The sequence below is a fragment of the Streptomyces sp. NPDC085900 genome, assembly GCF_044540925.1.
In the GTDB taxonomy this organism is placed as follows: Bacteria; Actinomycetota; Actinomycetes; order Streptomycetales; family Streptomycetaceae; genus Streptomyces; species Streptomyces gilvifuscus.
In genome coordinates, this window is record NZ_JBITSP010000020.1 from 41,901 (window position 1) to 67,088 (window position 25,188).

Annotated in this window: 22 protein-coding genes and 2 tRNA genes; 17 read left to right on the forward strand and 7 right to left on the reverse strand. The window is 72.0% G+C overall.

Annotated features, from left to right (window positions below):
* The 12 genes from ACIGDI_RS41420 (at position 1) to ACIGDI_RS41475 (ending at position 12,159) form a co-directional block, all read left to right on the forward strand.
* Positions 1-1,047, forward strand: a complete 1,047-nt coding sequence (locus ACIGDI_RS41420; RefSeq protein WP_399907773.1) for a phosphotransferase — start codon at positions 1-3, stop codon at positions 1,045-1,047.
* Positions 1,034-1,852 (forward strand): hypothetical protein, encoded by an 819-nt coding sequence (locus ACIGDI_RS41425; RefSeq protein WP_399907775.1) that lies wholly within the window; start codon positions 1,034-1,036, stop codon positions 1,850-1,852. The genes ACIGDI_RS41420 and ACIGDI_RS41425 overlap by 14 nt, the downstream gene beginning before the upstream one ends.
* 71 nt (positions 1,853-1,923) lie before the next feature.
* Positions 1,924-2,202: a hypothetical protein gene (locus ACIGDI_RS41430; protein ID WP_200706018.1), complete on the forward strand. Its 279-nt coding sequence runs from the start codon at positions 1,924-1,926 to the stop codon at positions 2,200-2,202.
* A gap of 24 nt (positions 2,203-2,226) precedes the next feature.
* Entirely contained in the window at positions 2,227-3,870 is a 1,644-nt protein-coding gene (locus ACIGDI_RS41435) for a carbamoyltransferase N-terminal domain-containing protein (protein ID WP_399907777.1), read from the forward strand.
* A gap of 21 nt (positions 3,871-3,891) precedes the next feature.
* The gene (locus ACIGDI_RS41440; RefSeq protein ID WP_399907779.1) at positions 3,892-4,950 is read left to right on the forward strand and encodes a pyruvate kinase; all 1,059 of its coding nucleotides are present in this window, start codon (positions 3,892-3,894) and stop codon (positions 4,948-4,950) included.
* 14 nt (positions 4,951-4,964) lie between these two features.
* Entirely contained in the window at positions 4,965-6,038 is a 1,074-nt protein-coding gene (locus ACIGDI_RS41445) for a pyruvate kinase (protein ID WP_399907781.1), read from the forward strand.
* A 2-nt stretch (positions 6,039-6,040) separates the two neighbouring features.
* Positions 6,041-6,583, forward strand: a complete 543-nt coding sequence (locus ACIGDI_RS41450; RefSeq protein WP_399907783.1) for an NUDIX domain-containing protein — start codon at positions 6,041-6,043, stop codon at positions 6,581-6,583.
* A 39-nt stretch (positions 6,584-6,622) separates the two neighbouring features.
* A complete protein-coding gene (locus ACIGDI_RS41455; protein ID WP_399907785.1) occupies positions 6,623-7,342 on the forward strand; it encodes a hypothetical protein in 720 nt (239 codons plus the stop codon).
* Positions 7,339-8,697 carry a flavin-containing monooxygenase gene (locus tag ACIGDI_RS41460; RefSeq protein WP_399907787.1) on the forward strand — a complete coding sequence of 453 codons (1,359 nt, stop codon included), beginning with the start codon at positions 7,339-7,341 and terminating at the stop codon, positions 8,695-8,697. The genes ACIGDI_RS41455 and ACIGDI_RS41460 overlap by 4 nt, the downstream gene beginning before the upstream one ends.
* On the forward strand, positions 8,694-9,383 hold the full coding sequence (locus ACIGDI_RS41465; RefSeq protein ID WP_399907789.1) for a hypothetical protein: 690 nt from the start codon (positions 8,694-8,696) through the stop codon (positions 9,381-9,383). The genes ACIGDI_RS41460 and ACIGDI_RS41465 overlap by 4 nt, the downstream gene beginning before the upstream one ends.
* Positions 9,380-10,192 carry an aldo/keto reductase gene (locus tag ACIGDI_RS41470; RefSeq protein WP_399907791.1) on the forward strand — a complete coding sequence of 271 codons (813 nt, stop codon included), beginning with the start codon at positions 9,380-9,382 and terminating at the stop codon, positions 10,190-10,192. Before ACIGDI_RS41465 ends, ACIGDI_RS41470 begins: the two co-directional genes overlap by 4 nt.
* Positions 10,193-10,422: 230 nt before the next feature.
* Entirely contained in the window at positions 10,423-12,159 is a 1,737-nt protein-coding gene (locus tag ACIGDI_RS41475) for an ABC transporter ATP-binding protein (protein WP_399907836.1), read from the forward strand.
* Positions 12,160-12,225: 66 nt separating this feature from the next.
* Here ACIGDI_RS41475 and ACIGDI_RS41480 read toward each other — a convergent pair.
* The 4 genes from ACIGDI_RS41480 to ACIGDI_RS41495 form a co-directional block, all read right to left on the reverse strand.
* Positions 12,226-12,301: transfer RNA gene (locus tag ACIGDI_RS41480), tRNA-Glu, on the reverse strand.
* 80 nt (positions 12,302-12,381) lie between these two features.
* Positions 12,382-13,971 carry a metallophosphoesterase gene (locus ACIGDI_RS41485; protein ID WP_399907792.1) on the reverse strand — a complete coding sequence of 530 codons (1,590 nt, stop codon included), beginning with the start codon at positions 13,969-13,971 and terminating at the stop codon, positions 12,382-12,384.
* Between the two features lie 67 nt (positions 13,972-14,038).
* Positions 14,039-14,389, reverse strand: coding sequence for a metallopeptidase family protein (locus ACIGDI_RS41490; RefSeq protein ID WP_399907794.1), 351 nt, complete (start codon positions 14,387-14,389; stop codon positions 14,039-14,041).
* A 44-nt stretch (positions 14,390-14,433) separates the two neighbouring features.
* Positions 14,434-14,844, reverse strand: a complete 411-nt coding sequence (locus tag ACIGDI_RS41495; RefSeq protein WP_399907796.1) for a VOC family protein — start codon at positions 14,842-14,844, stop codon at positions 14,434-14,436.
* A 138-nt stretch (positions 14,845-14,982) separates the two neighbouring features.
* On the opposite strand from ACIGDI_RS41495, the gene ACIGDI_RS41500 reads away from it, so the two are divergent.
* The 4 genes from ACIGDI_RS41500 (at position 14,983) to ACIGDI_RS41515 (ending at position 19,781) form a co-directional block, all read left to right on the forward strand.
* Positions 14,983-15,504: a hypothetical protein gene (locus ACIGDI_RS41500; protein WP_399907798.1), complete on the forward strand. Its 522-nt coding sequence runs from the start codon at positions 14,983-14,985 to the stop codon at positions 15,502-15,504.
* A 251-nt stretch (positions 15,505-15,755) separates the two neighbouring features.
* The gene (locus tag ACIGDI_RS41505; RefSeq protein ID WP_399907800.1) at positions 15,756-17,906 is read left to right on the forward strand and encodes a DEAD/DEAH box helicase; all 2,151 of its coding nucleotides are present in this window, start codon (positions 15,756-15,758) and stop codon (positions 17,904-17,906) included.
* Positions 17,907-18,054: 148 nt separating this feature from the next.
* Positions 18,055-19,608, forward strand: coding sequence for an amino acid permease (locus ACIGDI_RS41510; protein WP_384818179.1), 1,554 nt, complete (start codon positions 18,055-18,057; stop codon positions 19,606-19,608).
* A 100-nt stretch (positions 19,609-19,708) separates the two neighbouring features.
* Positions 19,709-19,781 (forward strand) — tRNA-Lys (locus tag ACIGDI_RS41515).
* 65 nt (positions 19,782-19,846) lie between these two features.
* On the opposite strand, the gene ACIGDI_RS41520 is transcribed toward ACIGDI_RS41515, so the two are convergent.
* From ACIGDI_RS41520 to ACIGDI_RS41530, 3 genes are all read right to left on the reverse strand, one after another.
* Complete coding sequence (locus ACIGDI_RS41520) at positions 19,847-21,766, reverse strand: N-acetylmuramoyl-L-alanine amidase (protein WP_399907802.1); 1,920 nt, start codon at positions 21,764-21,766, stop codon at positions 19,847-19,849.
* A 785-nt stretch (positions 21,767-22,551) separates the two neighbouring features.
* Entirely contained in the window at positions 22,552-23,217 is a 666-nt protein-coding gene (gene ribA, locus ACIGDI_RS41525) for a GTP cyclohydrolase II (RefSeq protein ID WP_399907804.1), read from the reverse strand.
* Positions 23,218-23,364: 147 nt separating this feature from the next.
* Complete coding sequence (locus ACIGDI_RS41530; RefSeq protein WP_399907806.1) at positions 23,365-23,913, reverse strand: MarR family winged helix-turn-helix transcriptional regulator; 549 nt, start codon at positions 23,911-23,913, stop codon at positions 23,365-23,367.
* Positions 23,914-24,027: 114 nt separating this feature from the next.
* On the opposite strand from ACIGDI_RS41530, the gene ACIGDI_RS41535 reads away from it, so the two are divergent.
* Positions 24,028-25,161, forward strand: a complete 1,134-nt coding sequence (locus ACIGDI_RS41535) for a dihydrofolate reductase family protein (RefSeq protein WP_399907808.1) — start codon at positions 24,028-24,030, stop codon at positions 25,159-25,161.
* The last annotated feature ends 27 nt before the right edge of the window (positions 25,162-25,188 follow it).

Consider the following 25,188-nt stretch of genomic DNA (forward strand, 5'->3'; position numbering starts at 1 on the left):
GTGCCTCAGGACAGCAGACTGGCAGAGATCGGGCACGTCCTGAACCCAGGCGTGCCACCCCTCGTCGAGCCCTTTCCCGAAACACCCACGGCGTGGGCCCAGGCCTATGCCCTGCGCTGGCCCGACCTCCCGGACCGTTACGTGGTGCGGCTGATCGACGCCGGCGCCGCCGAACGCGACGCCGTGCGCACCGAGTTCCGGGCCGCCCGGCTGCTCGGCGACGAGGGCGTCGGCCCGGCCGTCCGGCACGCCGACGCCGAGGCGGGCGTACTGGTGATGGACCTGGTGGACGGCCGCCCGGTGCGTCCGGCCGCCCGGTGGCAGGCGCTGTCCGTGGCGGACCTGCTGGCGCGGCTGCACTCCCTCGACTGGGACGATCCGGCCAGGCTGTACGCCGACAAGCGCCGGGCCGCGAACGACAGCGTGCGCCGGCTGACGGGACGATTCCCCACGCTCGCCCTCTTCGGCGAGGCGCTGGACGCCTTCGACGCGCTCCGCGCCGGTCTGCGTGGCCTCGCCGTCCCGCAGGCCCTGTGCCACAACGACCTCAACCCGGGCAACATGCTCTTCGACGGCCGGCGCGGCTGGCTGATCGACTTCGACCACGTCGGCCCGGGCGACCCCCTTTTCGACGTGGCCACGGCCATCGACTCGCTCGGCCTCGGGCCGAGGGAGACCGACGCCTTCCTGATGCGCTACTTCGGCCGTCCCGTCACCGGCGAGGAGGCGGCCCGGCTCGAACTGCTGCGCTGTCTGGCTCTGTTGCGCTACGGACTGAGCGCACTCTCCCTCGTCCCGCAGGAGCTGCTGCCCGGCCTCGTGTCCTGGACCCCCGACGACGTCGGCAGGGCCTGGGTGTTCGAGCGCCCCGCGCACGAGCCCCTGGGACAGTCGGTCTTCCGCCTCGGCCTGGGCTTCGCCACGACCGGGCTCGCCCGGCTGCGCGGCGAGCCGGCCGCCCGCGCCCTGCGCACGCTCGGCATCGAGGCGCACGTCACGGCTCTGTACGAGCGGGCCCCGGTGGGGAGCGGCCATGCGCAACGATGACCCCAAGACGCTGGCCCGGCACATGGTTCCCCTGGTCCGACCGTCGGACGTCCTGCTCGCGGTCGGTCCCGCCTTCGACGGACGCGATCCCTGGGCGGCACCCCAGCTGCTGCTCATCGGCCCGGGGCAGCCCCCGCAGGGCGTCACCGCCACGGTCGGCGCCATGCGGTGGGGCACCTACAGCGTCGCCGGCAGCGATCCGGTCAGGCTGGGGTTCTGGACCAGCCAGGAACTCGCCGCTGTCGCCGAGACCGTCGAGCACCTCGCCCTGGCCGCCCGGGTGCCCGCCGTACGGGCGCACTTCCCCCGCCTCGACATCGGCACCCTGAAGCTGCTGCACGACCTGCGCCGGGGAGAGGTCCTGGCCGGCGCCTCGGAAGCCGCGGTCTGGCGGGAGCGGCTGGGACTCGACGAGCTGCACCTGTACGTCGCCGCGATCCACCTGCGGCGCTTCGCCGCCCGACGCCGTCAGGCCGAGGGCCTGCTCGACGACGGGGACTTCGAGGACGCCGGGTGGATGCTGAGCGAGTGCGGGGCCGAGCTCCTCGCCGCCCTGCTCGCCGCGACCGGTGAGACCAACCCGCGGCGCCACTGGCATCCGCGGCTGCTGCGCCTGCACGAGGCGACCGTCGGAGCGGAGGACACCGCCCGTGTGCTGCGCCTGCTGCGGCAGGGGCCGTGTGCCGTGGGCGGCGCCCGCGCGCTCCGTGCCGCCCTGCGGGAGGCGGACCTGCTGCACGCCGCGGTCCTGCGTCGCTGCCCGTCGCTGCCCGACCGCTCGCCCCGCTCCGCCCCCGTGGCCTGAACCCCGGCGACCGCCGTCCGGCGGGGCACCACCCCGCCGCCCACCCCGTGCACCTTCACCAAGGAGACGCCATGCCCGCCATCGAGTTCATCGGCTACAGCCGCGAAGAGGCCGTCGAGCGGATGGAGCGTTACATTCCGCTCTTCGCCCACCTGGACTGGGCCGACGACTTCATCTTCCAGATCGAAGCGGACAACAAGGTCATCGGCCTCAACCGCATCGAGCAGCCGCTGGTACGCGTGCGCTCCCGCTTCCCCGAACGCATCGAGATCACCCGGGACATCCTCCGGGACTACGAGGACGTCGAGAGCTTCGTGATCGACTTCCGCGCCCGTCGCGTGCAGGACTGACCAGGAACCGGAAGGAGACGACCGATGCTGATCTGCGGCGTCAAGACGACGCACGACGGTGGCGTCGCCCTCGTGGAGGACGGCCGCCTCGTCTTCTCCACGGAGATGGAGAAGCTCGGCAACAACGAGCGTTACGCGAAGATCAAGGACTTCGCCACTGTCTTCGAGTTGCTGGCGGAGCACGGCTACCGGCCCGAGGACGTCGACCACTTCGTCCTGGACGGCTGGTACAAGACCCACAAGGTCCAGTCCTGGCACGGTCAGGAGTTCGAGGCGGTCCTCGCCCCCTACCGGCGCGGCCTGCTGGACGACGATCTGCTGCGCGCCTACCCGAACTCCGTCCAGGACCTGCCGTACCTGAGCTTCACCCACTACGCCGGGCACGTCGCGTCAGGTTACTGCGCGAGCCCGTTCGCCCGCGCGGGACAGGGGTCGTACGTCCTCGCCTGGGACGGCTGGATGTTCCCCTTCCTCTACCACGTGGACGGGCGGACCCGGAAGGTGACCAACTGCGGGCCGCTCATGCCGGTGATCGGCGACTCCTACCTCCAACTGGGCCAGCTCTTCGCGCCGTTCGACGAGCCGATCGAGTACCCGCACATCCTCGGTCTCGCCGGCAAGATCATGGCCTACATCGCCCTGGGGGAGGTCAGGAGGGAAGCCGTCGAGCACATCGACCGGACCATCGACGCCGCCTTCCACGCGGTGCTGGCCGGCCGGCCGGACGACGACCGGTTCTACCAGGTGGGCAACGGGGTCGAGATCCTGAAGAGGATCAAGAAGAGCGTTGCCCTGGCCGGGGTGGAGCCCGCGGACATGCTCGCCTCCATCCACCACGCCCTGGAGCGGCGGCTGGTCGAAGGCGTCCGGCGGAAGGTCGCCGCCGCGGACTTCCCCGACCGCAACCTCGTGGTCGTCGGCGGCTGCGGACTCAACATCAAGTGGAACAGCGCCCTCCGGGACAGCGGAGTCTTCGGCACCGTGTGGGTGCCGCCCTTCCCCAACGACTCCGGCAGCGCCATCGGGACCGCCTGCGCCGCCATGCTCACCCAAACCGAACGGGTGGCGCTCGACTGGGACGTGTACTCGGGACCGGCCCTGAAGGACTCCACCCCGCTGCCGGGCTGGCACCAGGAACCCTGCGAGCTGCGTGACCTGGCCCGGCTGCTGCACGACAACGACGAACCGGTGGTCTTCCTCAACGGGCGCGCCGAGATCGGCCCCAGGGCGCTGGGCAACCGCAGCATCCTCGCCCCGGCCGGCTCGCCGAAGATGAAGGACCTGCTCAACGAGGTCAAGGACCGCGAGTTCTACCGGCCCGTCGCCCCGATCTGCCTGGAGGAGTCCGCCCCGGAGATCTTCTCCCCGGGCACCCCGGACCCGTACATGCTCTTCGACCACGTGGTGCGCGAGGACTGGAAGGACCGCGTGCCGGCGGTGTGCCACCTCGACGGCACGGCACGGCTGCAGACCGTCAACGGCGCCGAGAACGCCGCCGTGTACGAGCTCCTGACGCACTACCACGAGCTCAGCGGAATCCCGCTGCTGTGCAACACCAGCGCGAACCACAAGGGTTCCGGATTCTTCCCCGACGTCCGCTCGGCCATGGAATGGGGCCGCGTGCGCCTCATCTGGTCCGACGGAACACTCTTCACGCGCGCCGACTGACGGCCCGGCAAGGACGAACACATGACGAGTCTGATCGCCACCATGGGCCCGGCCCTGCTCTCCCCGCAGACCCTGCACGGCGCGGTCGCCCGTGGAGTGTCTGCCCTCCGATTCTCGGCGTCGAAGTTCTCGGCGGACGAACTGGCCGCCCAGGCGCGGCGGACCGCCGAGACCGGGGCGGCGCTGGGCCGGCCCCTCGACCTGCTTCTCGACCTTCCCGGCGCCAAGTCCCGGCTGACCAACGAGGACTGGTTCCCGCTCGCCGGAGTGGAGCGCCTGCGCGTCCTGTTCGGCCCCGCGCCCGCCCGGCGTGACCTGGACGTCCCGGAGATCGGCACGACGGGCATGGCGATCGGGCCGTACATCGAACCCGGTGACATCCTGGTGCTGGGCGACGGGGAGAACGCGCTGCGCGTCGAGTCGCGCACCGCTGACGGCTGCCTGACCCGCCCGCTCACCCAGGGGGACGTGGGACGGCAGAAGGGCATCAGCCTGCACGGCAGGCCCCAGGCCTACCAGGCGCTGGGCGAGGCCGAGACCACCGCTCTGAAGAGCCTCACCGACAGCGTCTTCTCCGGCGTCATCGTCTCCTTCGTCGAGGGCCCGGACGTGATCGAGGAGGTGCGGTCCCTGGTCGGGGAGGCACCGGCCGACGGCCGTCCGGCCCCCGCGGTCATCGCGAAGATCGAGACCCGGGCGGGCGCGGAGCGGGCCGCCGAGGTGGCGCGCGCCGCGGACGGTGTTCTGCTGGGTCGCGGCGACCTGCTGCTCGACGCGGGCGAACTGGACTTCTACGACCTCGGCAAGAAGGTCATGAAGGAGACCCAGAAGGCCGGGCGTCCGATCATCGTCGGCACCCAGCTCATCCCCAGCCTGTCCGACGGCTGGCTGCCCAACCGGTCCGAACTGGCCTACCTCTCGCACCTGATCGAGAAGGAGGTCGACGGTCTGATGCTGGCGACCGAGACCACGGTGGGCGGCGCGCCGCTGCGCACCGTCGAACTGGTGACCGCCCTGATCGAGCGGTACGGGTCGGGCGCCGCGCCGGCACCGCTCTTCCCGAGCCGTATCCCTCAGTGAGCAGGAAGGGCCCCATGTCCAGAATCGTCGTCACCCTCGGTCCCGCGACCCAGGACCCCGCGATCCTCGAACAGGTCGTCAAGGCGGGGGCGGACTCCTTCCGGTTCCCCGCGTCGAAGGCGTCGGTCGCCTCCCTCGCCGACCTGGCGGCCGGTGTGTCCTCGGTCGCCGCCGGGCTCGGCAGGACCCCCGACCTGCTGCTCGACCTGCCGGGCGCCAAGACCCGCTTCACCAACGACGACCAGTTCTCCCTGAAGGGCGTCTCGCGGGTCCTGGTGCACTTCGCACCCGTGCCCTCCGACGTCCACCGCGACGTGCCCGTGCTGGGGCTCACCGGCGCGGACATCTCCGGGCGGGTCGACGCCGGTGACATCCTCCTCGTCGGTGACGGCGAGGACGCCCTGCGGGTGGAGCGGGTCGAACCGGACCACTGCGTCACCATCCCCCTGACCACCGGGTTCCTCGGCAAGCGCCGCGGGGTGGCGCTGCCCGGCGGGAGCGTCCCGGCGTCCGGGCTCACCGACCGGGACCGGGCCGCGCTGGAGACGGTCCCCGGCTCCGTGTTCGGCGCGGTGATCATCTCCTTCGTCGAGTCGGCGGACGCCGTGCGCGAGGCCCGCGCCGTCATGGCCGCCTCCGCCGGCGGCCACGCTGTCCCGCCGGTCATCGCCAAGGTGGAGACCCGGGCCGGGGCGGCCGCCGTGCGCGAGATCGCCGCATGTGCCGACGCGGTCCTGCTGGGCCGGGGCGACCTGCTGCTCGACTCCGGGCCGCTCGAGTTCTTCGACCTCTGCGAGGCCGTGCGTACGGGCACGGCCGAGGTGGGCTGCCCGCTCGTCGTCGGCACCCAGCTGCTGACCAGCCTGTCCGACGGCTGGCTGCCGCACCGCTCCGAACTCGCCTACGTCAGCGAGCTGCTGAGGTCGGGCACGTCCGGACTGATGCTCGCCGACGAAACGGCCGCGGGGACGGCCCCGGTGCGCACCGTCGAGCTGCTGCGCGACCTGCGCGAGCGCTACTGCGGAACCGGCGAGGTGCCGCCGCTGTTCCCCGCCCGCGCGGCTGCCGCGCCCGCCGGGGGCGAGTGACCGTGGGCCGCCACATCCGACTGCCCCGGGTGGTCCCGTACCTGGCCGCCGCGGCCATGTCCGCGCAGCGCGACCCGTACGGCGCCCGCAGCGTGCTGGCCTGTGCCGCGAGCGGCGGCCCGGGACCCGACCACGACGTGATCGTCGCCGGCTGGGTCTTCTCCCACGACTTCCGGCAGACGCTTCTCGTCGACCACCCCAGGTTCGGCTGGCTGAGCCCGGGCGGACGCCTGGAGGAGGGGGAGTTGCCGCCGGACGGCGCCCTCCGCGAGGTGACGGAGGAGACCGGAGCCGACCCGCGCCGCCTGCTGCCCGATCCGGTGGCGGTGCTCGGCAACCGGGAGCGCCCGGAGCGGGTCTACGGGCTGGCCTACGCCTTCGTGGCCGACCCCGCGACACCCCTGACCCCGGAGATCGGCCAGCCCGCGGCCTGGTTCGCCGTCGCGGACATGCCGCCCTGCCCGGTGTTCCCCCTCGACCACGAGGTTCTGGCGGCAACGGCCCGCGACCTCGCCCATGAGCTGCGCCGGTCCCCTCTGCCGTAGGGACCGGCCCGGCCGACCGAGAGCCACGCTGGAGAAGACATGGACCGACCGCCCGTGCCCGGCATTCTCATAGAGGGGCACGAGTACAGCGGCAAGACCACGTTGGCACGCGGTGTCGCGGACGCCCTGCGGCACCGTGGACTGACGGTGCGCGCCGCGCACGGAACCCTGACCCGGGACCCGTTCGTGCGGTCACTGCTGGATGAGGCACTGGCGGTCTTCGCGGGCGCCGAGCACCACGGATTCCGCCACCCGGCGACCTGGCGCCGTTTCAACAGCCTCCGTTCGGCCCAGCTGATGCTGGACACCGAGCTGTTCCGGCAGCGGGAGCCCGCCCCCGGCGAGGTCCTCGTGCAGGACCGCTACTGGCTTCCCCAGTACGCCTTCAACCAGTACTTCACGCCCGCCGAGGGCTACCTCGGCGAGACCTGGATCGCCTCCCGCGTGCCGAGGTTCACCGTGCAGGTCCACCTGACCTGCGACACCGCGACCCGGCGCCGTCGGGCCGCGGCGCGCGACGGTGACGGCGCCAAGCACCCGCTGAACGCCTTCCTGCGGCGCCACCTCGACGAGCTGGCAGGACTGGACCGCTTCACCACCGGGCTCGTCCAGGACAGCCCGCACTGGCTGGTGCTGCGCTCCGACCGGCTCTCGCCCGAGGAGCTGATCGACGCGGTCCTGCGCCGGTTCGACGCCCATACCACCCTCCGCTCCGCACAACCGGTGGCGGCCGGCGCGGACAGGTGGTCGACGGGGTGAGTCCGGAGCAGACCGGCTCCGCGGGCCGCGAGGACCGTACGGACCGCTGGTGCATCATCGGCGCGGGCCCCGCCGGCCTGGCGACCGCCAAGAACTTCCGCGACGCGGGCCTGCCCTTCGAGATCGTGGAGCGCCACGACGGGCTGGGCGGAATCTGGCGCTACGGCGAACCGGGCAGCGTGGTGTACCGGTCCACCTGCATGATCTCCTCCAAGCGGCTCAGCGCCTTCCGCGGATTTCCGATGCCCGCTACGGCGCAGGACTTCCTCGGACACCGCGAGGCGCTCGCCTATCTCACCGACTACGCGCACGCCAACGAGCTGCCCGGACACATCCGCTACGGACGCTCGGTGAGCCGGGTCGAGCGGGCGGGCGGGGCGTGGGCGGTGACGTTCGAGGACGGCTCCAGCTGTCTGTACCGGGGCGTCGTCGTCGCGTCCGGCCACCACTGGGACCCGAAGCCGGCCCGGTTCCCCGGCCGCTTCGACGGCCGGGTCCTGCACTCCAGCGAGTACCGCACCCCCGGCGTGCTCCAGGGCAAGCGCGTGCTGATCGTCGGAACCGGGAACTCCGGTACCGACATCGCGGTGGAGTCGTCGCGGGTCGCCGCCCGCACCCTGAACTCGGTCCGGCAGGGCTGCCACTACCTGCCCAAGTACTTCCTGGGGCGGCCGATGGACGAGGTCATGGAGTGGTTCGTGCGCGTACGCGCCCCCCGCTTCGTCCACCGGTGGGTGCGGCGGATCGCGATCTGGTGCGTGTTCGGCGACCCCTCCAGGTTCGGGCTGCCCCGGCCGTCCCGGCGGATCATGGACGGACGGCTCATCCTCAACTCGGAGCTGGTGCACCACGTCGCCCACGGGGCCGTGGTGTCCAAGCCCGACGTGGCGGAACTGTGCGGCGACCGGGTGCGGTTCACCGACGGCTCGGAGGAGGAGGTCGACGTCATCGTCCACGCCACGGGCTTCAACGCCTCCCTGCCCTTTCTGTCTCCCGACGACCTCCCCCCGGCCGGTCCAGGCCGGTACCCGGACCTGGGGCTGCACATCTTCCATCCCGTGCACGACGGCCTCTTCGTCGTCGGCATGATCCAGCCCGACAGCGGTGCCTGGTGGCTCTTCGACGACCAGGCCGCGACGGTGGCCGCCTACATCGGCGCCGTACAGCGGGGCGGCTCCGCCGCCGAACGGGCCCGTGCCCGTGTGCGGTTCCACGCGGGCCGCAGGTACCAGCCGCCGGGAACGCCCGGCCCGCACGCTTCGCTGCGGGTCGAGCACGACCGTTACGCCAGGGTCCTGCGGCGCCTTCGCCGCGACCTGGCGCCAGCCGCCGAGAATGCCCGAGGAGCACGATGAACGGTCCGCGCGGGACGATGCTGAGGGGCGTGCTGCTCGAAGGGCTCAACTTCGCCGGCAAGTCGACCACGGCGGCCCGGCTCACGACACTGCTGCGGGCCCGGGACACCGAGGTCCACTCGCGCCACTGCTACGTCTGCGACACCGAGGCCACGCAGACCCTGCAGGTGCGCGCGAAGTCGTCCGTCGGCGGCGCCACCGGCCGGCCGTTCCCCGACCCGGACCTGCTGCGCCCGTTCAACGTCATGAAGTCCGCCCAGATGCTCATCGACAGCGAGCTCGCCACGGACTCCGTGTACGCGGCGGGAACGGCGGGCCCCGCCCTCGTGCAGGACCGGCACTGGTTCACGCAGTACTGCAACAACGAGTTCTTCAACCCCGGCGAAGGACACCTCAGCGACTCGTGGGTGCGGACCTGCGCCCCGCGCTTCACCGTCCAGGTGTATCTGACCTGCTCGCCGACCGAACGGGAACGCCGGGCCGGCCGCAGGGACGGCGACGCCCACGGACTGAACTCCTATCTGCGGGCGAACCCGGAGGGCATCGCGGCGCTCGACGCGTTCTGCGTCGAGCGGATCGCCGGCGACCCGTCCTGGATCGTGCTGGCCACCGACGAACTCTCCCAGGACGAGACCGCCGCCCTTCTCCTCGGTCTCTTCCAGGCACGGGACCACGCGGCCGGATGATCCCCCGGGACGCACCGCGCCACGCCCCGCCCGGTGGGACGCTCCGGCTGGCGGGCCGGACCGTCTCCCGGCTCGGCCTGGGCACGATGGGCCTGACGGGCCCGGGCAACTGGGGGCCGCCACCCGACCCCGCCCAGGCCGTCCGGCTGCTGCGCACGGCAGTCGGCGAGCACGGCGTGACCCACCTCGACACCGCCGACGCCTACGGCCCCCACACCGTGGAGGAGCTGATCCGCCGGGCGCTGCACCCCTACGGGGAGGAACTGCTCGTGGCCACGAAGGTCGGACTGGTCCGCCCCGGCCCCGGCACGTACGAGGCACTGGGTCGTCCGGCGTACTTGCGCCACGCCGTCGAGGCGTCGCTGCGCCGGCTGGGGTGCGAGCGGCTGTCTCTGTGCTACCTGCACCGCGTGGACGCCTCCGTGCCCCTCGCCGACCAGCTGGGCACCCTCACCGATCTGCGGGACGAGGGGAAGATCGCCGGTATCGGCCTGTCCCGTGTCACGGCCGAGGAGATCGACCGGGCCCGCGGCCTCGCCCCGATCGCCGCGGTCCAGAACCCGATGAACCCGGCCCGCCGCCCCGATCCGGCCCTGGACCACTGTCGCGGCCTGGGCATCCCCTACGTCGCCTACCGGCCGCTGGGGAAGGGCCGGCTCGTCGGCGAGGGGCTGCCCTCGGTCCTCGGCCGGCTGCTGAACCTCGGCCCCCATGTCGCCCTCGTGCCCGGCACGACCCGCGTCGACCACCTCCGGCAACTCGTGGAGGCCGCACGAGCGGCCGACGGACATGTCTCCCAACTCCCGTAAGCGGAAAGGGATCTGTCGGTTATCTGTTGGCCCTGCCCCTCTCCGCCGATTTCAGTGCTTCATTCGATGACGTGACCACCACAGCGAAACCGGAGAAGGCCTCGGAGCACGGCGCCCCCGAGGACGCCAGCAACGCCGAGGAAGCCAAGTACGCGAAGTACGAAGAGGCGAGACGGGCGGCACAGGCGGCCAAGGCCGAGCGGCTTCCGGCGGGGCAGACCTGGCGGGCCCTGTACCGCTACTTCCGGCCGCACCGCGGTGCCATCGCCCTGGCCGGCCTTCTCACGCTGCTGGGTTCGGTGTCCGGCCTCCTCCAGCCGCTCGCGGCCAAGGCGCTCGTGGACCGGCTCGGCGGCGACGGCTCGATCGCCGGGATGCTGTTCCTGCTCACCGCGCTGGTGCTGCTCGGCTCCGCGCTGCAGTCCGTGGGCGCCTACGTCCTCGAGCGCACCGCCGAGTCCGTGGTGCTCGCGGCCCGGCGCACCCTGGTCGGGCGGCTGCTGCGGCTGCGCCTGACGGAGGTGGAGCGCGCGCAGCCGGGTGACCTGATGTCCCGGATCACCTCGGACACGACCCTGCTGAAGGCGGTGACGACCCAGGCGGTGGTCTCCGCGTTCACCGGTGGGCTGACCTTCGTCGCGACCGTCGTGCTGATGGGCGTGATGGATCCGGTGCTGCTCGGTGTCACGCTCGGCGTCATCGTGCTCGTCGGGGTCGCCATGGGGCTGGTCATGCCGAAGATCTCGCAGGCCACGGAGCGCTCGCAGGAGGCCGTCGGCGTCATGTCGACCGCGCTGGAGCGGGCCTTCGGCGCCTATCGCACCGTCAAGGCCTCGGGTGCGGAGGCGCGGGAGACGGCTCTGCTGGACGAGGCCGCCCGGGAGGCCTGGCGCAACGGCGTGAAGTCGGCCAAGTGGCAGGCGATGACGTGGAGTTCGATCGGGCTCGCGGTGCAGGTCTCGTTCCTTGCGGTGCTGGGCATCGGCGGGGCGCGGGTCGCCTCGGGGGCGATCCCCGTCTCCACCCTGGTGGCCTTCCTGCTGTTCCTCTTCTACCTGTTCGACCCGATCGGGCGTCTCGTCGAGGCGGCCCAGCAGTACCAGGTCGGCGCGGCGGCGATCGCCCGCATCACCCGGGCCGAGCTGCTGGAGACCGAGGACACCGACGCGGCCGGGGAGCCGGCCGGACGCTCGGGGACGGCCCCCGCGACGGTGGCCTTCGAGGACGTGAGCTTCCGCTACGGCGACGACCTGCCGTACGTCCACCACGGTGTGACCTTCGACGTGCCCGGACCCGGCATGACCGCGTTCGTCGGCCCCTCGGGGGCGGGCAAGACCACGGTCTTCGGCTTGATCGAACGGTTCTACGAGGTCGCCGGCGGCCGGGTCCTCGTGGACGGCCGGGACGTGCGCGAGTGGCCGCTGGCCGAACTGCGCGCCGCCATCGGATACGTGGAGCAGGACGCTCCCGTGCTCGCGGGCACCCTGCGCGAGAACCTCCTGTTCGCGGCGCCGGACGCCACCGAGGAGGAGCTGCGCGACGCCGTCGCCCGCGCCCGGCTCGAATCCCTCGTGGCCGGGCTGCCGGAAGGGCTTGAGACACCGGTCGGGCACCGCGGCTCGAAGCTGTCCGGCGGGGAGCGGCAGCGGGTGGCGATCGCCCGGGCGCTGCTGCGCAAACCGCGGCTGCTGCTGCTCGACGAGGCGACCTCCCAGCTGGACGCCGTCAACGAGCTGGCCCTGCGCGACGTGGTCGCCGAGGTGTCCCGGGACGTGACGGTCCTGGTGGTGGCGCACCGCCTGTCCACGGTGACCATGGCCGACCGAATCGTGGTGATGGACGCGGGCCTGGTCCGGGCGGTCGGCACCCATGAGGAACTGGTCGCCGGCGACCCGCTGTACGCGGAACTGGCCGCGACCCAGTTCTTGGCCACGACACCCGTCGAGACACCGCTGGAGCTGCGGTAGAAGAGCGGGAGGGCAAAGGAAAAGGGCGGATGAGATCCGCCCTGACCTGCTGTGACGCAGAAATGCTGGTGCCCCCAACGGGATTCGAACCCGTGCTACCGCCTTGAAAGGGCGGCGTCCTAGGCCGCTAGACGATGAGGGCTATCGGCCCGCCTGGGCGCCTTGCGGCGCGTCGGGGACGTGAGAAGCATATGGGATGCCGGGAGCTATCGCCAAAACGGTTTACGAGCCCGAGGGGGAGGGTGACGGGGTGCCGGGGGTGGTGGAGCCGGACGGGGACGGGGTCGCTCCGGGCCGGTTCTCCTTGGGCAGGTGCCGCGTGACCTCGGCCGTCGTCTCGCCCAGACCGCCCAGCTTGATCGAGTCCCAGGCCTGCAGGCGGCGGGTGTCGCGGTCGAAGTAGAGGACCGAGGCCTCGACGGGCGCGGGGTACTTGTGCTCGAGGGCGCGCAGGCCGCTGCCGCCGGTGGAGCCCTCCATGCGCAGCCGGGTGCCGTACTTCAGGATCTCGTCGCCCTCGTGGTGCAGATGGCCGCACAGGACGAGCGGGACCTCGCCGTCGACCTCGCGGGCGGCGGAGGGCTCGTGGATCATGGCGACGTCGACCGGGGTGCCGGCCGCCTTCTGGTCGCCGAGGGCCGAGGCCAGCTGCGCCCCCGCCAGTTCCTCCGACTGGGCGGCACCCGTCACCGTGGAGCGGTCGGGGGTGAACTGCGGGTCGCCCAGGCCCGCGAAACGCAGTCCGGCGACCGTCTCGGCGCGGCCCTCGTCGAGGACGTGGACGTTCTTCATGCGCTCCAGGTAGCGCTGGGTGACGTGGGAGTCGTGGTTGCCGCGGACCCAGACGTAGGGCGCTCCCAGGTTCGCGATCGGGTCCAGGAAGCCGTTCTCGGCCGCCGTGCCGTGGTCCATGGTGTCGCCGGTGTCGACGATGACGTTCACCTTGTACTGCTGCACGAGCGACGCGATGATCTTCCAGCTCGCCGGGTTGAGGTGGATGTCGGAGACGTGCAGGACGCGGATGGTGGTCGGGTCCGGCTGGTAGGCGGGGAGGGTGGAGGTGACGTCGTACAGCTTGGTCACGTTCGTCACCAGGCGGGCCAGTTCCTTCTGGTAGACGTCGAACTCGGTGACGATGTTGCGGGCGTTGCCGACGAGCGAGGGGGCCGAGGAGAGCAGGCCCGAGTACTTCGGTTCGAGGACGGAGTCCGGGTTCCAGGTGGCGTACGCGGACGCGCCGGAGGCCATCAGCAGGGCGAGGGCGGTGCCGCCGGCGGCGAGGGCCCGGCGGGGGCGGCGGTAGACGGCGAGGCCCAGGGCCGTGGCGCCGGCGACCACCGCGACGCAGGAGCGCAGGGCCAGGTCGAGGGTGCCGTGTTCGACGTCGTGGGCGACCTCGTCCTGGAGGCCGGAGAGCCGCTCGGGATGGTCGACCAGGGCCTGGGCGCGGGCCGGGTCGAGCTGGTCGACGTTGACGTCCAGGCGGACGGGCGCGTGGTGGGTGTTCAGCTCGAGGGCGCCGAGCGGCGAGATGTTGATCTTCGTGCCGCCGGACAGGGACGGCCGCAGGGTCATCGTCGTGTTCATCGGCCCGACCGGCACCCGTACGTTGCCGACGATCAGCAGGCCCAGCCAGGCGCCCAGCAGCACGACGGCGACGAGTCCGAGGGCGCGGGCCCAGGGGCGCGGCTGCTGGACCAGTTCGACGGACGGGGCCGGGCGGCGGGTGCGGCGGTGGAGGCGGGTCAGGATGTGCGGGGACTTTCGTATGCGGTTCACGACGGTCACGGCTACGGCGGGGACGCGGGCCATTGGTCCCGTATGCCCAAGTCCGGGTGTCGATATGCGGGCCCGCGTGAGGAGTTCGCGGGTGCGCGGCTCAGCCCCAGCCCAGTTCGTGCAGGCGCGCGTCGTCGATCCCGAAGTGGTGCGCGATCTCGTGGATCACGGTCACGGCGACCTCGTGCACCACCTCCTCCCGCGTCTCGCAGTGGCGCAGGGTCGGGCCCATGTAGATCGAGATCCGGTCGGGCAGGACCCCCGCGTACCACTCGCCGCGGTCGGTGAGCGGGGTCCCCTCGTACAGGCCCAGGAGTTCGGGGTCGTCGGCTGGAGGTTCGTCCTCGACGAACACGGCGACGTTGTCCATGACCCGGGTCAGTTCGGACGGGATCCGGTCCAGGGCCTGGCTGACGAGTTCCTCGAACGATTCGCGTGTCATCTCCAGCACAGGCCCATTGTCGGGGACGGGCGCCCGTGGCGGAGCATGGCGGGTCAGGCGGGCAGGTTCAGTTGCCAGGAGACGCCGAAGCGGTCGTTGACCCAGCTGAACTTCCGGCTGAAGCCGTAGTCGCCCGGCGGCATGAGCACGCCGCCCCCTTCGGAGAGGGCCGCGTGCAGGCGGTCGAGCTCGGCCTCGTCCTCGCACTGCACGAACAGGGAGACCGCGGGCGTGAAGGTGAACTCGTGGTGGGCGGGGCTGTCGATGCACATGAACTGCGTGCCGGCGAGGGAGAAGGTGGCGTGCTGCACGCTTCCCTCCTTGCCGGGGCCGTCGGCGCCGTATCGGGTGAGGCCGACGATCTCGGCGTCGTCGAAGAGCGAGACGTAGAAGTTCATCGCGTCCTCCGCGTCGCCCTCGAACATCAGGAAGGTGGTGATCTTCTGTGCGGCCGCGATCTGCATGTGCGTGCTCCTTCTGCGCCGTTTTCGGACGGTCGGTGCGCGGCCACGGTAGCGCCGTGCCGGGGCGGGGCGCGTGTCCTCCCGTGGGCGACGGGAGTTGGGCACGTTGACGTCTTCCCGCCTGAGAGGTGGCTTCCCGTGCGCCCCATGTACGTACCCGTCCGTCTGGCCGCCACCGTCCTGGCCGTCGCCACCGCCGCCGGCTGCATGAGCGTGGGTGAGGACGCGGGCGGCGACGGCGCGCGGCCCTCGCACTCGGCGGGACGGCACGGCGGCGAGGCGCCCGACGGGGGCACGGCGATCTCCGGCGGCGGATGGCTGGGAGCGGCGGCCGACGGCAAGCACCCGGGGAAGAAGGGCAAGGGCAAGGACGGCGGGAAATCGGCCTCCCCCTCGGCCTCGCCGTCCGCCGGCGCGACCGCCTCCGCGCCCGCGCGCGGCGGGGCGGGCAGGACGGACCAGCCCGGCGCTCCCACGCCGACGCGGGCGACGCCGACCGCCACGCACACCGACCCGCAGCCGCCCACGCCGACCGAGCAGCCGACGTCCTCCGCCCCGGAACCGCCGCCGTCGGCCGAGCCGTCCTCGTCGGCGCACCCGGATGCGGGGCCGCAGCTGGCGCAGCGGGAGCCCGCGCCGACGGCGGGGTCACCGGTGTGACAGCGCGAGGCGGGGCGGCCCGCGGGGTGGGCATGTGACCTCGGCTACGTCCGTGGCATTCGGTTTGCCTCGGGGGCCGGTGGGTGCGTATGGTGGTAGATCGTTTGATCCCATTGCCCGGCGCCATTGCAGAGAGCGCCGTGTGGCGCGTTCTCTCCTTTGCCGTGGCTGACCGCATAGAGGCGGTCGTATTGCGAATCACGGAGTTGACGGGCGCGTGCCGACGAGACTCCGGAAGGTTTCGCATACGCATGTCCATTTCCAGTACTGATCACGTCGTCGTGCCCGAGAACGGCGAGACGGAGGAGCAGGCCGCCCCCGAGGTGACCTTCGCCGACCTCGGTCTGCCCGAGGGCGTCGTGCGCAAGCTCGCGCAGAACGGCGTGACGGTCCCCTTCCCGATCCAGGCCGCGACCATCCCGGACGCCCTGGCCGGCAAGGACATCCTCGGCCGTGGCCGCACCGGCTCCGGCAAGACCCTCTCCTTCGGCCTGCCGACGCTGGCCACGCTGGCCGGCGGCCACACCCAGAAGCACAAGCCGCGCGCCGTCATCCTGACGCCGACCCGTGAGCTCGCCATGCAGGTCGCGGACGCGCTGCAGCCCTACGGCGACGTCCTCGGCCTGAAGATGAAGGTCGTCTGCGGCGGTACGTCGATGGGCAACCAGATCTACGCCCTGGAGCGCGGCGTCGACGTCCTCGTCGCCACCCCGGGCCGGCTGCGCGACCTCATCAACCGCGGCGCCTGCTCGCTGGAGGACGTGAAGGTCACCGTCCTCGACGAGGCCGACCAGATGTCCGACCTGGGCTTCCTGCCCGAGGTCACCGAACTGCTCGACCAGGTGCCGGCCGGCGGCCAGCGCATGCTCTTCTCCGCGACGATGGAGAACGAGATCAAGACGCTGGTCGACCGTTACCTGACCAACCCGGCGACGCACGAGGTCGACAGCGCCCAGGGCAACGTCACGACCATGTCGCACCACATCCTGATCGTGAAGCCGAAGGACAAGGCGCCGGTCACCGCGGCGATCGCGTCCCGCAAGGGCCGCACGATCATCTTCGTCCGCACCCAGCTGGGCGCGGACCGCATCGCCGAGCAGCTGCGCGACGCGGGTGTGAAGGCGGACGCGCTGCACGGCGGCATGACGCAGGGCGCGCGTACCCGGACGCTGGCCGACTTCAAGGACGGCTACGTCAACGCGCTCGTCGCGACCGACGTCGCCGCCCGCGGTATCCACGTCGACGGCATCGACCTGGTGCTGAACGTGGACCCCGCCGGCGACCACAAGGACTACCTGCACCGTTCCGGGCGTACCGCGCGTGCGGGCCGCTCCGGCACCGTCGTGTCGCTGTCCCTGCCGCACCAGCGCCGCCAGATCTTCCGGCTGATGGAGGACGCGGGCGTCGACGCCTCGCGGCACATCATCAACTCCGGTACGGCCTTCGAGCCGGAGGTCGCCGAGATCACCGGCGCCCGTTCGATGACCGAGGTGCAGGCCGAGTCCGCGGGCAACGCGGCTCAGCAGGCCGAGCGCGAGGTCGCCCACCTCACCAAGCAGCTGGAGCGTGCGCAGCGGCGCGCGACCGAGCTGCGCGAGGAGGCCGACCGGCTCGTCGCCCGGGTCGCCCGCGAGCGCGGCGAGGACCCCGAGGCGGCGGTGGCCGAGGCGCAGGCGGCGGTCGTCGAGGCCGCCGAGACCGTGGCCGCGGCGTCCGTGCCGGAGCAGCCGGCCGCGCAGGACGTCGAGCGCGCGGAGCCGGCGCCGTCGTACGAGCGTCGTGAGCGCCGTGACAACGACCGTGGCGGCTTCCGCCGTGACGAGCGTCGGGACGACCGTGGTGGCCGTTCCTTCGAGCGTCGTGACGACCGTGGCGGTCGTGGGTTCGAGCGTCGGGACAACGACCGTGGCGACCGTGGCGGCTTCCGCCGTGACGACCGTCGGGACGACCGTGGTGGCCGTTCCTTCGAGCGTCGTGACGACCGTGGCGGTCGTGGGTTCGAGCGTCGGGACAACGACCGTGGCGACCGTGGCGGCTTCCGCCGTGACGACCGTCGGGACGACCGTGGCGGCCGCTCCTTCGAGCGTCGCGACGACCGTCCGGCAGGCCGTTCCTTCGAGCGTCGTGACGAGCGTCCCGCCGGCCGTTCCTTCGAGCGCCGGGACAACGAGCGCGGCGGCTTCCGCCGTGACGAGCGTCCCGCCGGCCGTTCCTTCGAGCGCCGGGACGACCGCGGCGGTCACCGTGGCAGCGACCGTCCGTTCAACCGCGACCGCCGTGACGACCGCCCGGGCTTCCGCGCCGGCGGCCACGAGCGTCCGTACGGCCGCCGTGACGACCACCGTGGCACCGGTTCCTTCGGGCGCCGTGACGACAAGCCGCGCTGGAAGCGCAACGGCTGACACCGAGTGAGCTGAACGAGGGCCCGTACGACTTCGGTCGTACGGGCCCTCCCGCGTTCGTAGGGCACTTACCGGCCACGAAAACTTTTGGCCAAAGCACTTATCTTGTGGCGCATGTCACGACTCCGCCGAGGGAATCGCTGGGGGCATGACAGATGACGCCATAGCGAGCGGGCAGTCGGGTCTCTCCGACGAAGAGCGGCTTGCCCAGCTCGGCTACACGCAGGTCCTTGCCCGCCGGATGTCGGCGTTCAGCAACTACGCGGTCTCGTTCACGATCATCTCGGTCCTGTCGGGCTGCCTGACCCTCTACGCCTTCGGCATGAACACGGGCGGCCCGGCGGTGATCACCTGGGGCTGGGTGGCCGTGGGTCTGATGACGCTGTTCGTCGGGCTGTCGATGGCCGAGATCTGTTCGGCCTACCCGACGTCGGCCGGCCTGTACTTCTGGGCGCACCGGCTCGCGCCACCGCGTACCGCCGCCGCCTGGGCGTGGTTCACGGGCTGGTTCAACGTGCTGGGCCAGGTGGCGGTGACGGCGGGCATCGACTTCGGTGCCGCCTCCTTCCTGGGCGCGTATCTGAACCTGCAGTTCGGCTTCGAGGTGACGAAGGGGCGGACGGTCCTGCTGTTCGCCGCGATCCTGCTGCTGCACGGCCTGCTGAACACCTTCGGCGTGAAGATCGTCGCCCTGCTGAACGACATCAGCGTGTGGTGGCACGTGCTGGGCGTCGGCGTGATCGTCGGCGCGCTGGCCTTCGTACCCGACCACCACCAGTCGGCGTCCTTCGTGTTCGGCAAGTTCGTGAACAACACCGGCTGGGGCAGTGGGGTGTACGTCGTCCTGCTGGGCCTGCTGATGGCCCAGTACACCTTCACCGGCTACGACGCCTCCGCCCATATGACGGAGGAGACCCACGACGCGTCCACCGCGGGCCCGAAGGGGATCGTGCGGTCGATCTGGACGTCGTGGATCGCGGGCTTCGTCCTGCTCCTGGGCTTCACCTTCGCCATCCAGTCCTACGACAGGGAGCTCGGGTCCGCGACGGGCGCGCCGCCGGCCCAGATCCTGCTGGACGCGCTGGGGGCGACGGCCGGGAAGCTGCTGCTCCTGGTCGTGATCGGGGCGCAGCTGTTCTGCGGGATGGCGTCCGTGACCGCCAACAGCCGCATGATCTACGCCTTTTCGCGCGACGGCGCGCTGCCCTTCTCCCGTGTCTGGCACACCGTCAGCCCGCGCACCCGGACCCCGGTCGCGGCGGTGTGGCTGGCTGCGGTGGGGGCGCTGGTGCTGGGGCTGCCGTACCTGATCAACGTGACGGCGTACGCGGCGGTGACCTCGATCGCGGTCATCGGCCTCTACATCGCCTACGTCATCCCGACGCTGCTGCGGGTGCGCAAGGGGGACGCCTTCGAGCGGGGGCCGTGGCACCTGGGCCGCTGGTCGACGCTGATCGGCTGGGTGTCCGTGGTGTGGGTCGGTGTCATCACGGTCCTGTTCATGCTGCCCCAGGTCTCCCCGGTCACCTCGGAGACCTTCAACTACGCGCCCGTCGCCGTCCTGGTCGTCCTCGGCTTCGCGGCCGCGTGGTGGGCGGCGTCGGCCCGGCACTGGTTCCTCAACCCGTCGCACGCCCGCACCCAGGCCCGTGAGGCGGCGCGCGCGGGCAGCGCGGGCGGTGCGCAAAAGGTCGATCCGTAACACTCCCGGCGTCCCCGCGCGGCACGGCACGGCCGTGTCCCCGATACCCGATCGGAGACGCGGCCGTGTCCGGCTATGCTCGGGGAGGCAACATCGCCGAGGGCCCTTAGCTCAATTGGCAGAGCAGTGGACTTTTAATCCATTGGTTGTGGGTTCGAGTCCCACAGGGCCTACACAGAAGCCCCAGGTCGAGCAGTTCACGACCTGGGGCTCATCTGTGCTCCGCCTCAGTCGGCGGTCATCCCGCGGCCGCGGTGACGTCCCCGGCGTAGACCAGGGCGACCCGGTGGTTGTACTGGATGGTGTACATCGACTTGGCGCCGGTGACGACCGTGCCGCTGGACGGGAAGAAGTCCTGCGTGGGGGACGGCGGCTCGGTCGCCACGTAGGCCTGGCCGGCGGGGACCGTGTACATGCTCAGCGGGGCCTGGGTCGAGGGGGACAGGCCCGAGGGGTACTCGGCGGCGTCCGGGTAGCCGGAGCCGTACACCGCCACCGGTGAGGTGCCGGCCGCGGTGATCACCTGAACGCCGTGGGCGGGTGCGGTGTTGCAGCCGTGCGGGTTGTAGAACCACACCTTCGCGCCGCTGTACCAGATCGCGGTCCAGTCGCCGTCCTGGTCGGCGACCACGAACTGCTGGCCGGCCGCCGCGGTGCCGCCCCAGTCGTTGATCCGGTCGGTGCCGGCCGCGCCCGGGTGGACGGCCTGGTCGCCGAAGAGGGGGGCGGTGTCGGACGGATCGGTGCGCAGGTAGACGAAGTTCGACGGCTGCTGGGTCTCGGTGCAGGCGGTGGTGGCGCCGGTCGGGTCGTCGGCGGGGCAGATCTGGACGGTCTGCAGGTTGTCCTCGAACCGGGGCGCGATGGTGACCACCGAGCCGACGGGGCCGACGCCGTGCGGGCCGGTGTGGACGCCGAGCAGGTTCATGAAGTGGTTCCAGTCCCAGGACGGGCCCGGGTCCCAGTGCATGCCGGAGACGAGGGACGACTTCGGCCCGGCGACGTTGTCGTGGCCGATGATGTGCTCGCGGTCCAGCGGGATGTCGTACCGGGCGGCGAGGTACTCGACCAGCTCGGCCGTGGCCTCGTACTGGGCCTCGGTGTACCAGGTCGCGCCGTGCGCGGCGTAGCCCTCGTGCTCGATGCCGATCGAGTGCATGTTGGCCGTGTAGTTGCCCGCGTGGAAGGCGAGGTCCTTCGTGGGCACCATCTGCGTCACCGCGCCGTCGGCGGAGCGCATCACGTAGTGCGCTGCGGCGCCGCCCGCCTGCTGGAAGGTCTTGATGGCGGCGTCGTAGGAGCTCTCGGTGTCGTGGATGACGACGGTGTCGATCTTGATGCCGTTCGCGGGGCGGTTCGAGACCTGGCCGTTGGAGGCCGCCGCAGGGACGAAGGTGCAGTCCAGGGTGGGCGGGCACTCGACGTCCGTGGCGGCCGCCGACTTCAGGTGCAGGGCGGCCAGCTGGCCGGTCGCGGGGCGGACGCCGCTGTCGGCCGCCAGGCTCACGCGCCGGCCGTCGGAGGTGGTGCGGGCGGCTCCCTTGCGTATGGACGCGAAGACGCGGTCGGCGAAGGCCGCGGCGCCCTGGCGCTGCGAGGACTGGCTGTAACGGGCCACCGCCCCGTACCAGTTGCCGGGGTCGGTGGACGTACCGCCGGTCGTCTTCCGCTGGTACTCGGCGAGCAGGGCCGCGCCGCCGCGGATGTTGGCGGCCGGGTCGGTGCGCAGCGTCTCGGCGGACAGGCCCGTCAGTTTCGCGGCGGCCCTCAGCGTGTGCAGGGCCGGGTCGGCGGCCAGCTGCGCCAGATCGCCGCGTCCGGCGGCTCCCGCTGGGCCCGCGGCCAGCATGGCGGGGGTCACGTCCGTGAGGTGCATCGGCCCGTAGCCGCCGTCCGTGCTGTGCTGTCCGGGGTGCGTGTCCCAGGCGGACTCCTGGTACGACACGGCCAGCAGCACCTGGCGCGGCACGTGGTACGCGTCGGCGGCGGCAGTAAAGGCCCGTTCCAGCGAGGGTGCCGGGCGGCCGGAGGCGTCGGCGGCCGTCGCCGTCACCGGTACGGTCGTCGCGCCCGCGGCGGCCAGTGCGGCGACCGCGGCCAGCAGGGCCGGACGGCGGAGGCGGGACGCGTACCCGCGTCTGTCACTGTGTGTGGTCATCAAGGGATCCCGGACCTGAGTCGATTCGGATGGCTGCGGAGAACGCGCGCGTGACGGGGCGTCGATTCGCCGCCCCGGCCGGCCGGTGGACCCACGGGCCGGCGGCGGACGGCCCTTCTCCGGAAGGAGAGTACGTCAACTCCCGCCAACAGCACGGAATTTGAGCGTGGAAGCTTCGTGAACGGCACCGCGGTCCCCGGCTGCCCGACCGCGACGGCGCAGCCCACCGCACCGCGCCGGGGGCGTCGGCTCGCCTGGCGTGGCGGCATGCGGAAGGCGGCGCGGCATGCGGCACCGCGCCGCGGTACGGCTCGTCCGGCTGCAGCGGGGGCTGGGGGTGAGGGTCGCCGACGGGGGCGGGCGGGCGCGCCGACGAGACCGGCGGCTCCGGCCCACTGGGCATACGAGGTGCCTGGGCCTGGTGTCTTGCCGGGGGTCGGTGGGCGCCTGCTGGCCGGTGTGTTGGTGGTGCCTGGGGGCGGGTCTCTCACCCGTGCGTCGGTGTCGCCGACGTGTCGCCCTTTCGCCGGTCTGTCGGCGGGGCCGGTGGGCCGGTCTTTCGCCCGCGCGCCAGCGGCGCTCGTGGCCGGCCCCTCACACGTGCGTCGGTGTCGCCGGGTGGCTCTCCCCTTGCCGGTGTGGCGGTGGGGCCTGCTGGTTGGCCCCTCACACGTGCGCCGGTGTCGCCCGCCTGCCGGCTCCGCCGGCGCCGCGGTGGCCCCGCGGGGGCGGCCCCCCGCCCGCGCGTCCGCCGCGCCCGCGCACCCGCCCCCCGCCGCGCGGCCTCAGCCCGCGTTGAGTTCCGTCAGTTCGGTCGTGGCGCGGTCCGTCAGTTCGGACAGGGGGAGGGTGTGCTGGGTCTGGAGGACCTTTGCGCGCAGGTAGCGGACGTTGTGGGCGGTGGTGAAGACGCCGGTCGGGACACGGTCGTGGACCGTGATGCCGAGGTCGCGCAGCTGCCCGGCCTTGTCGGGGTTGTTGGACAGCAGGTCCAGTTCGGTGACGCCGAGGGACCGCAGCATCTGGGCGGCGGCCGTGTAGTCGCGGGCGTCCTCGGGCAGGCCCAGGGCGGCGTTCGCCTCGTACGTGTCGAGGCCCTGGTCCTGCAGGTCGTACGCGTCGAGCTTGTTGTAGAGGCCGATGCCGCGGCCCTCCTGGCGGAGGTAGAGCAGCACGCCGCCGCGGACCGCGATGCGCTCGACCGCCTCCCGCAGCTGCGGGCCGCAGTCGCAGCGGGCGGAGCCGAAGACGTCGCCGGTCAGGCACTCGGAGTGCAGGCGGACCAGCGGGAGGGTGCCGGGGGCCGGGTCGCCGAGGACGACGGCGACGTGCTCCTGGCCGTCGGCCAGACCGTGGAAGGTGACGAGTTCGGCGTCGACGCTGTAGCCGTCGTCGAAGCGCAGCGGCACCCGGACGCGGGAGCGCGGCGTGGCGGCGGGGAAGTCGGGCATGGGGGTTCTCCTGTGTCCGGGTGCAGGACCGTGCGGAGTGCTGCTTCAGATTTGAAGCAGATCCACGGCTGGAACCCTACCCGTGCTTTAAATTTGAAGCAACAGATTTGCGACCCGGCTCACGCGGGGAAGTTCACGGGAGTGCCCTTACGACGAGCCCGACCCCGAGCCCGACCCGGACCCCGAGCACGGCGACGACCGCCGCCGCCACGGCACCTCGTCGGAGGTCGGCCGCGGCGTCTCCGCACCCTCCAGCGCGCGCACGATCGCGGAGCTGATCTCCTCCAGCCGCTCCACCTGCTCCTCGGAGAGGTGGTCGAACACCGCCGCCCGTACCGTCTCCACATGCCCCGGCGCCGTGCGCTCCAGGACCGCCATCCCCTCGTCGGTGAGGGTCGCGAAGCTGCTCCGCTTGTCCCACTGGCAGTCCTCGCGCCGGACCAGCCCGTCCTTCTCCAGCCGCGTCACGGCGTAGGTCAGCCTGCTGCGCGTGATCTTCGACTTCTCGGCGAGATCGGTCATCCGCAGTTTGCGTTCCGGCGCCTCGGAGAGGTTGGCGAGGATGGAGTAGTAGAGATGGGGCATGCCGGCGTCCTGCTGGAGCTGGCGGTCGATCGCGTCCTCCAGGAGGTGCGTCGCCGCGATGTACGCGCGCCAGGCGCGCTGCTCCTTGCCGGTGAGCCAGCGAGTCTTCATACGACCAGTGTAGGTTTGTTTCAAACTTTAACCAAGCATCCCCTTTGCCAAGCGTCCTCTTACCCAAGCGTCCTCTTACCCAGCGTCCCCGGCCTCCGAGAGCGAGCACGCCCGATGCCGTACCCCCACGTCCTGCTGTCCGCCGCCGTCTCCCTCGACGGCTACCTCGACGACACCGGCCCCGAGCGGCTGCTGCTCTCGTCCCCGGCCGACTTCGACCGGGTGGACGAGGTACGGGCGTCCGTGGACGCGATCCTGGTCGGCGCCGGCACGATCCGCGCCGACAACCCGCGCCTGCTGGTCAACTCGCCCGAGCGGCGCGCGGCCCGCACGGCCGAGGGGAAGCCGGAGTACCCCCTCAAGGTCACCGTCAGCGGCTCCGGTGACCTCGACCCGACGGCGAAGTTCTGGCACACCGGCGGTGAGAAGGTGCTCTATACGACCGATGACGGCGCACGGCGGGCCGCCGACCTCGGCCTCGCCGCCGACGTCGTCTCCCTGGGCCCCGGCCTCGACTGGCGCCGCCTCCTGGAGCACCTGCACGACGTACGCGGTGTCGAGCGCCTGATGGTCGAGGGCGGCGGCACCATCCACACGCAGCTGCTGCTCCAGGGGCTGGCGGACGAGCTGCAGCTGGTGCTGGCCCCGGTGTTCGTGGGCGACGAGAAGGCGCCCCGGCTGTTCGGGCCCGGCGGCTACCAGGGAGGTCGGCTCAGACTGGTGGATTGCCGCCGTATCGAGGACGTGGTGCTGATGCGCTACGAGCCCACCGCACCCGGCAGGGGTCGGGTCCCTTCCGCCGCCGACCACCACTGGCTGCGGCTCGCCTGCGCACTGGCCGACCAGTGCCCGCCCTCGCGGACGGCCTTCAGCGTCGGGGCGGTGGTCGTCGCCGCCGACGGCACGGAACTCGCCCGCGGCCACTCGCGCGAGGCCGGCGACCCCACGGTGCACGCCGAGGAGGCGGCGCTCGCGAAGATCGACCCGGCCGATCCACGGCTGGCTGACGCGACCGTCTACAGCAGCCTGGAGCCCTGCGCGCGGCGCGCGTCCCGGCCGAAGCCGTGTTCCCGGCTGATCCTGGAGGCCGGGGTCCGGCGGGTGGTGACGGCCTGGCGGGAGCCCGACACCTTCGTCGAGGAGGCCGACGGGAACGGGCTGCTGGCGGCGGCCGGGGTGGACGTCGTCCTGCTGGAGGAGCACGAGGCATCGGCCAAGGCGCCGAACACCCATCTGCTGGGCGGCTGAAAACCGCAGGTGAAGGGGGCGGATCGA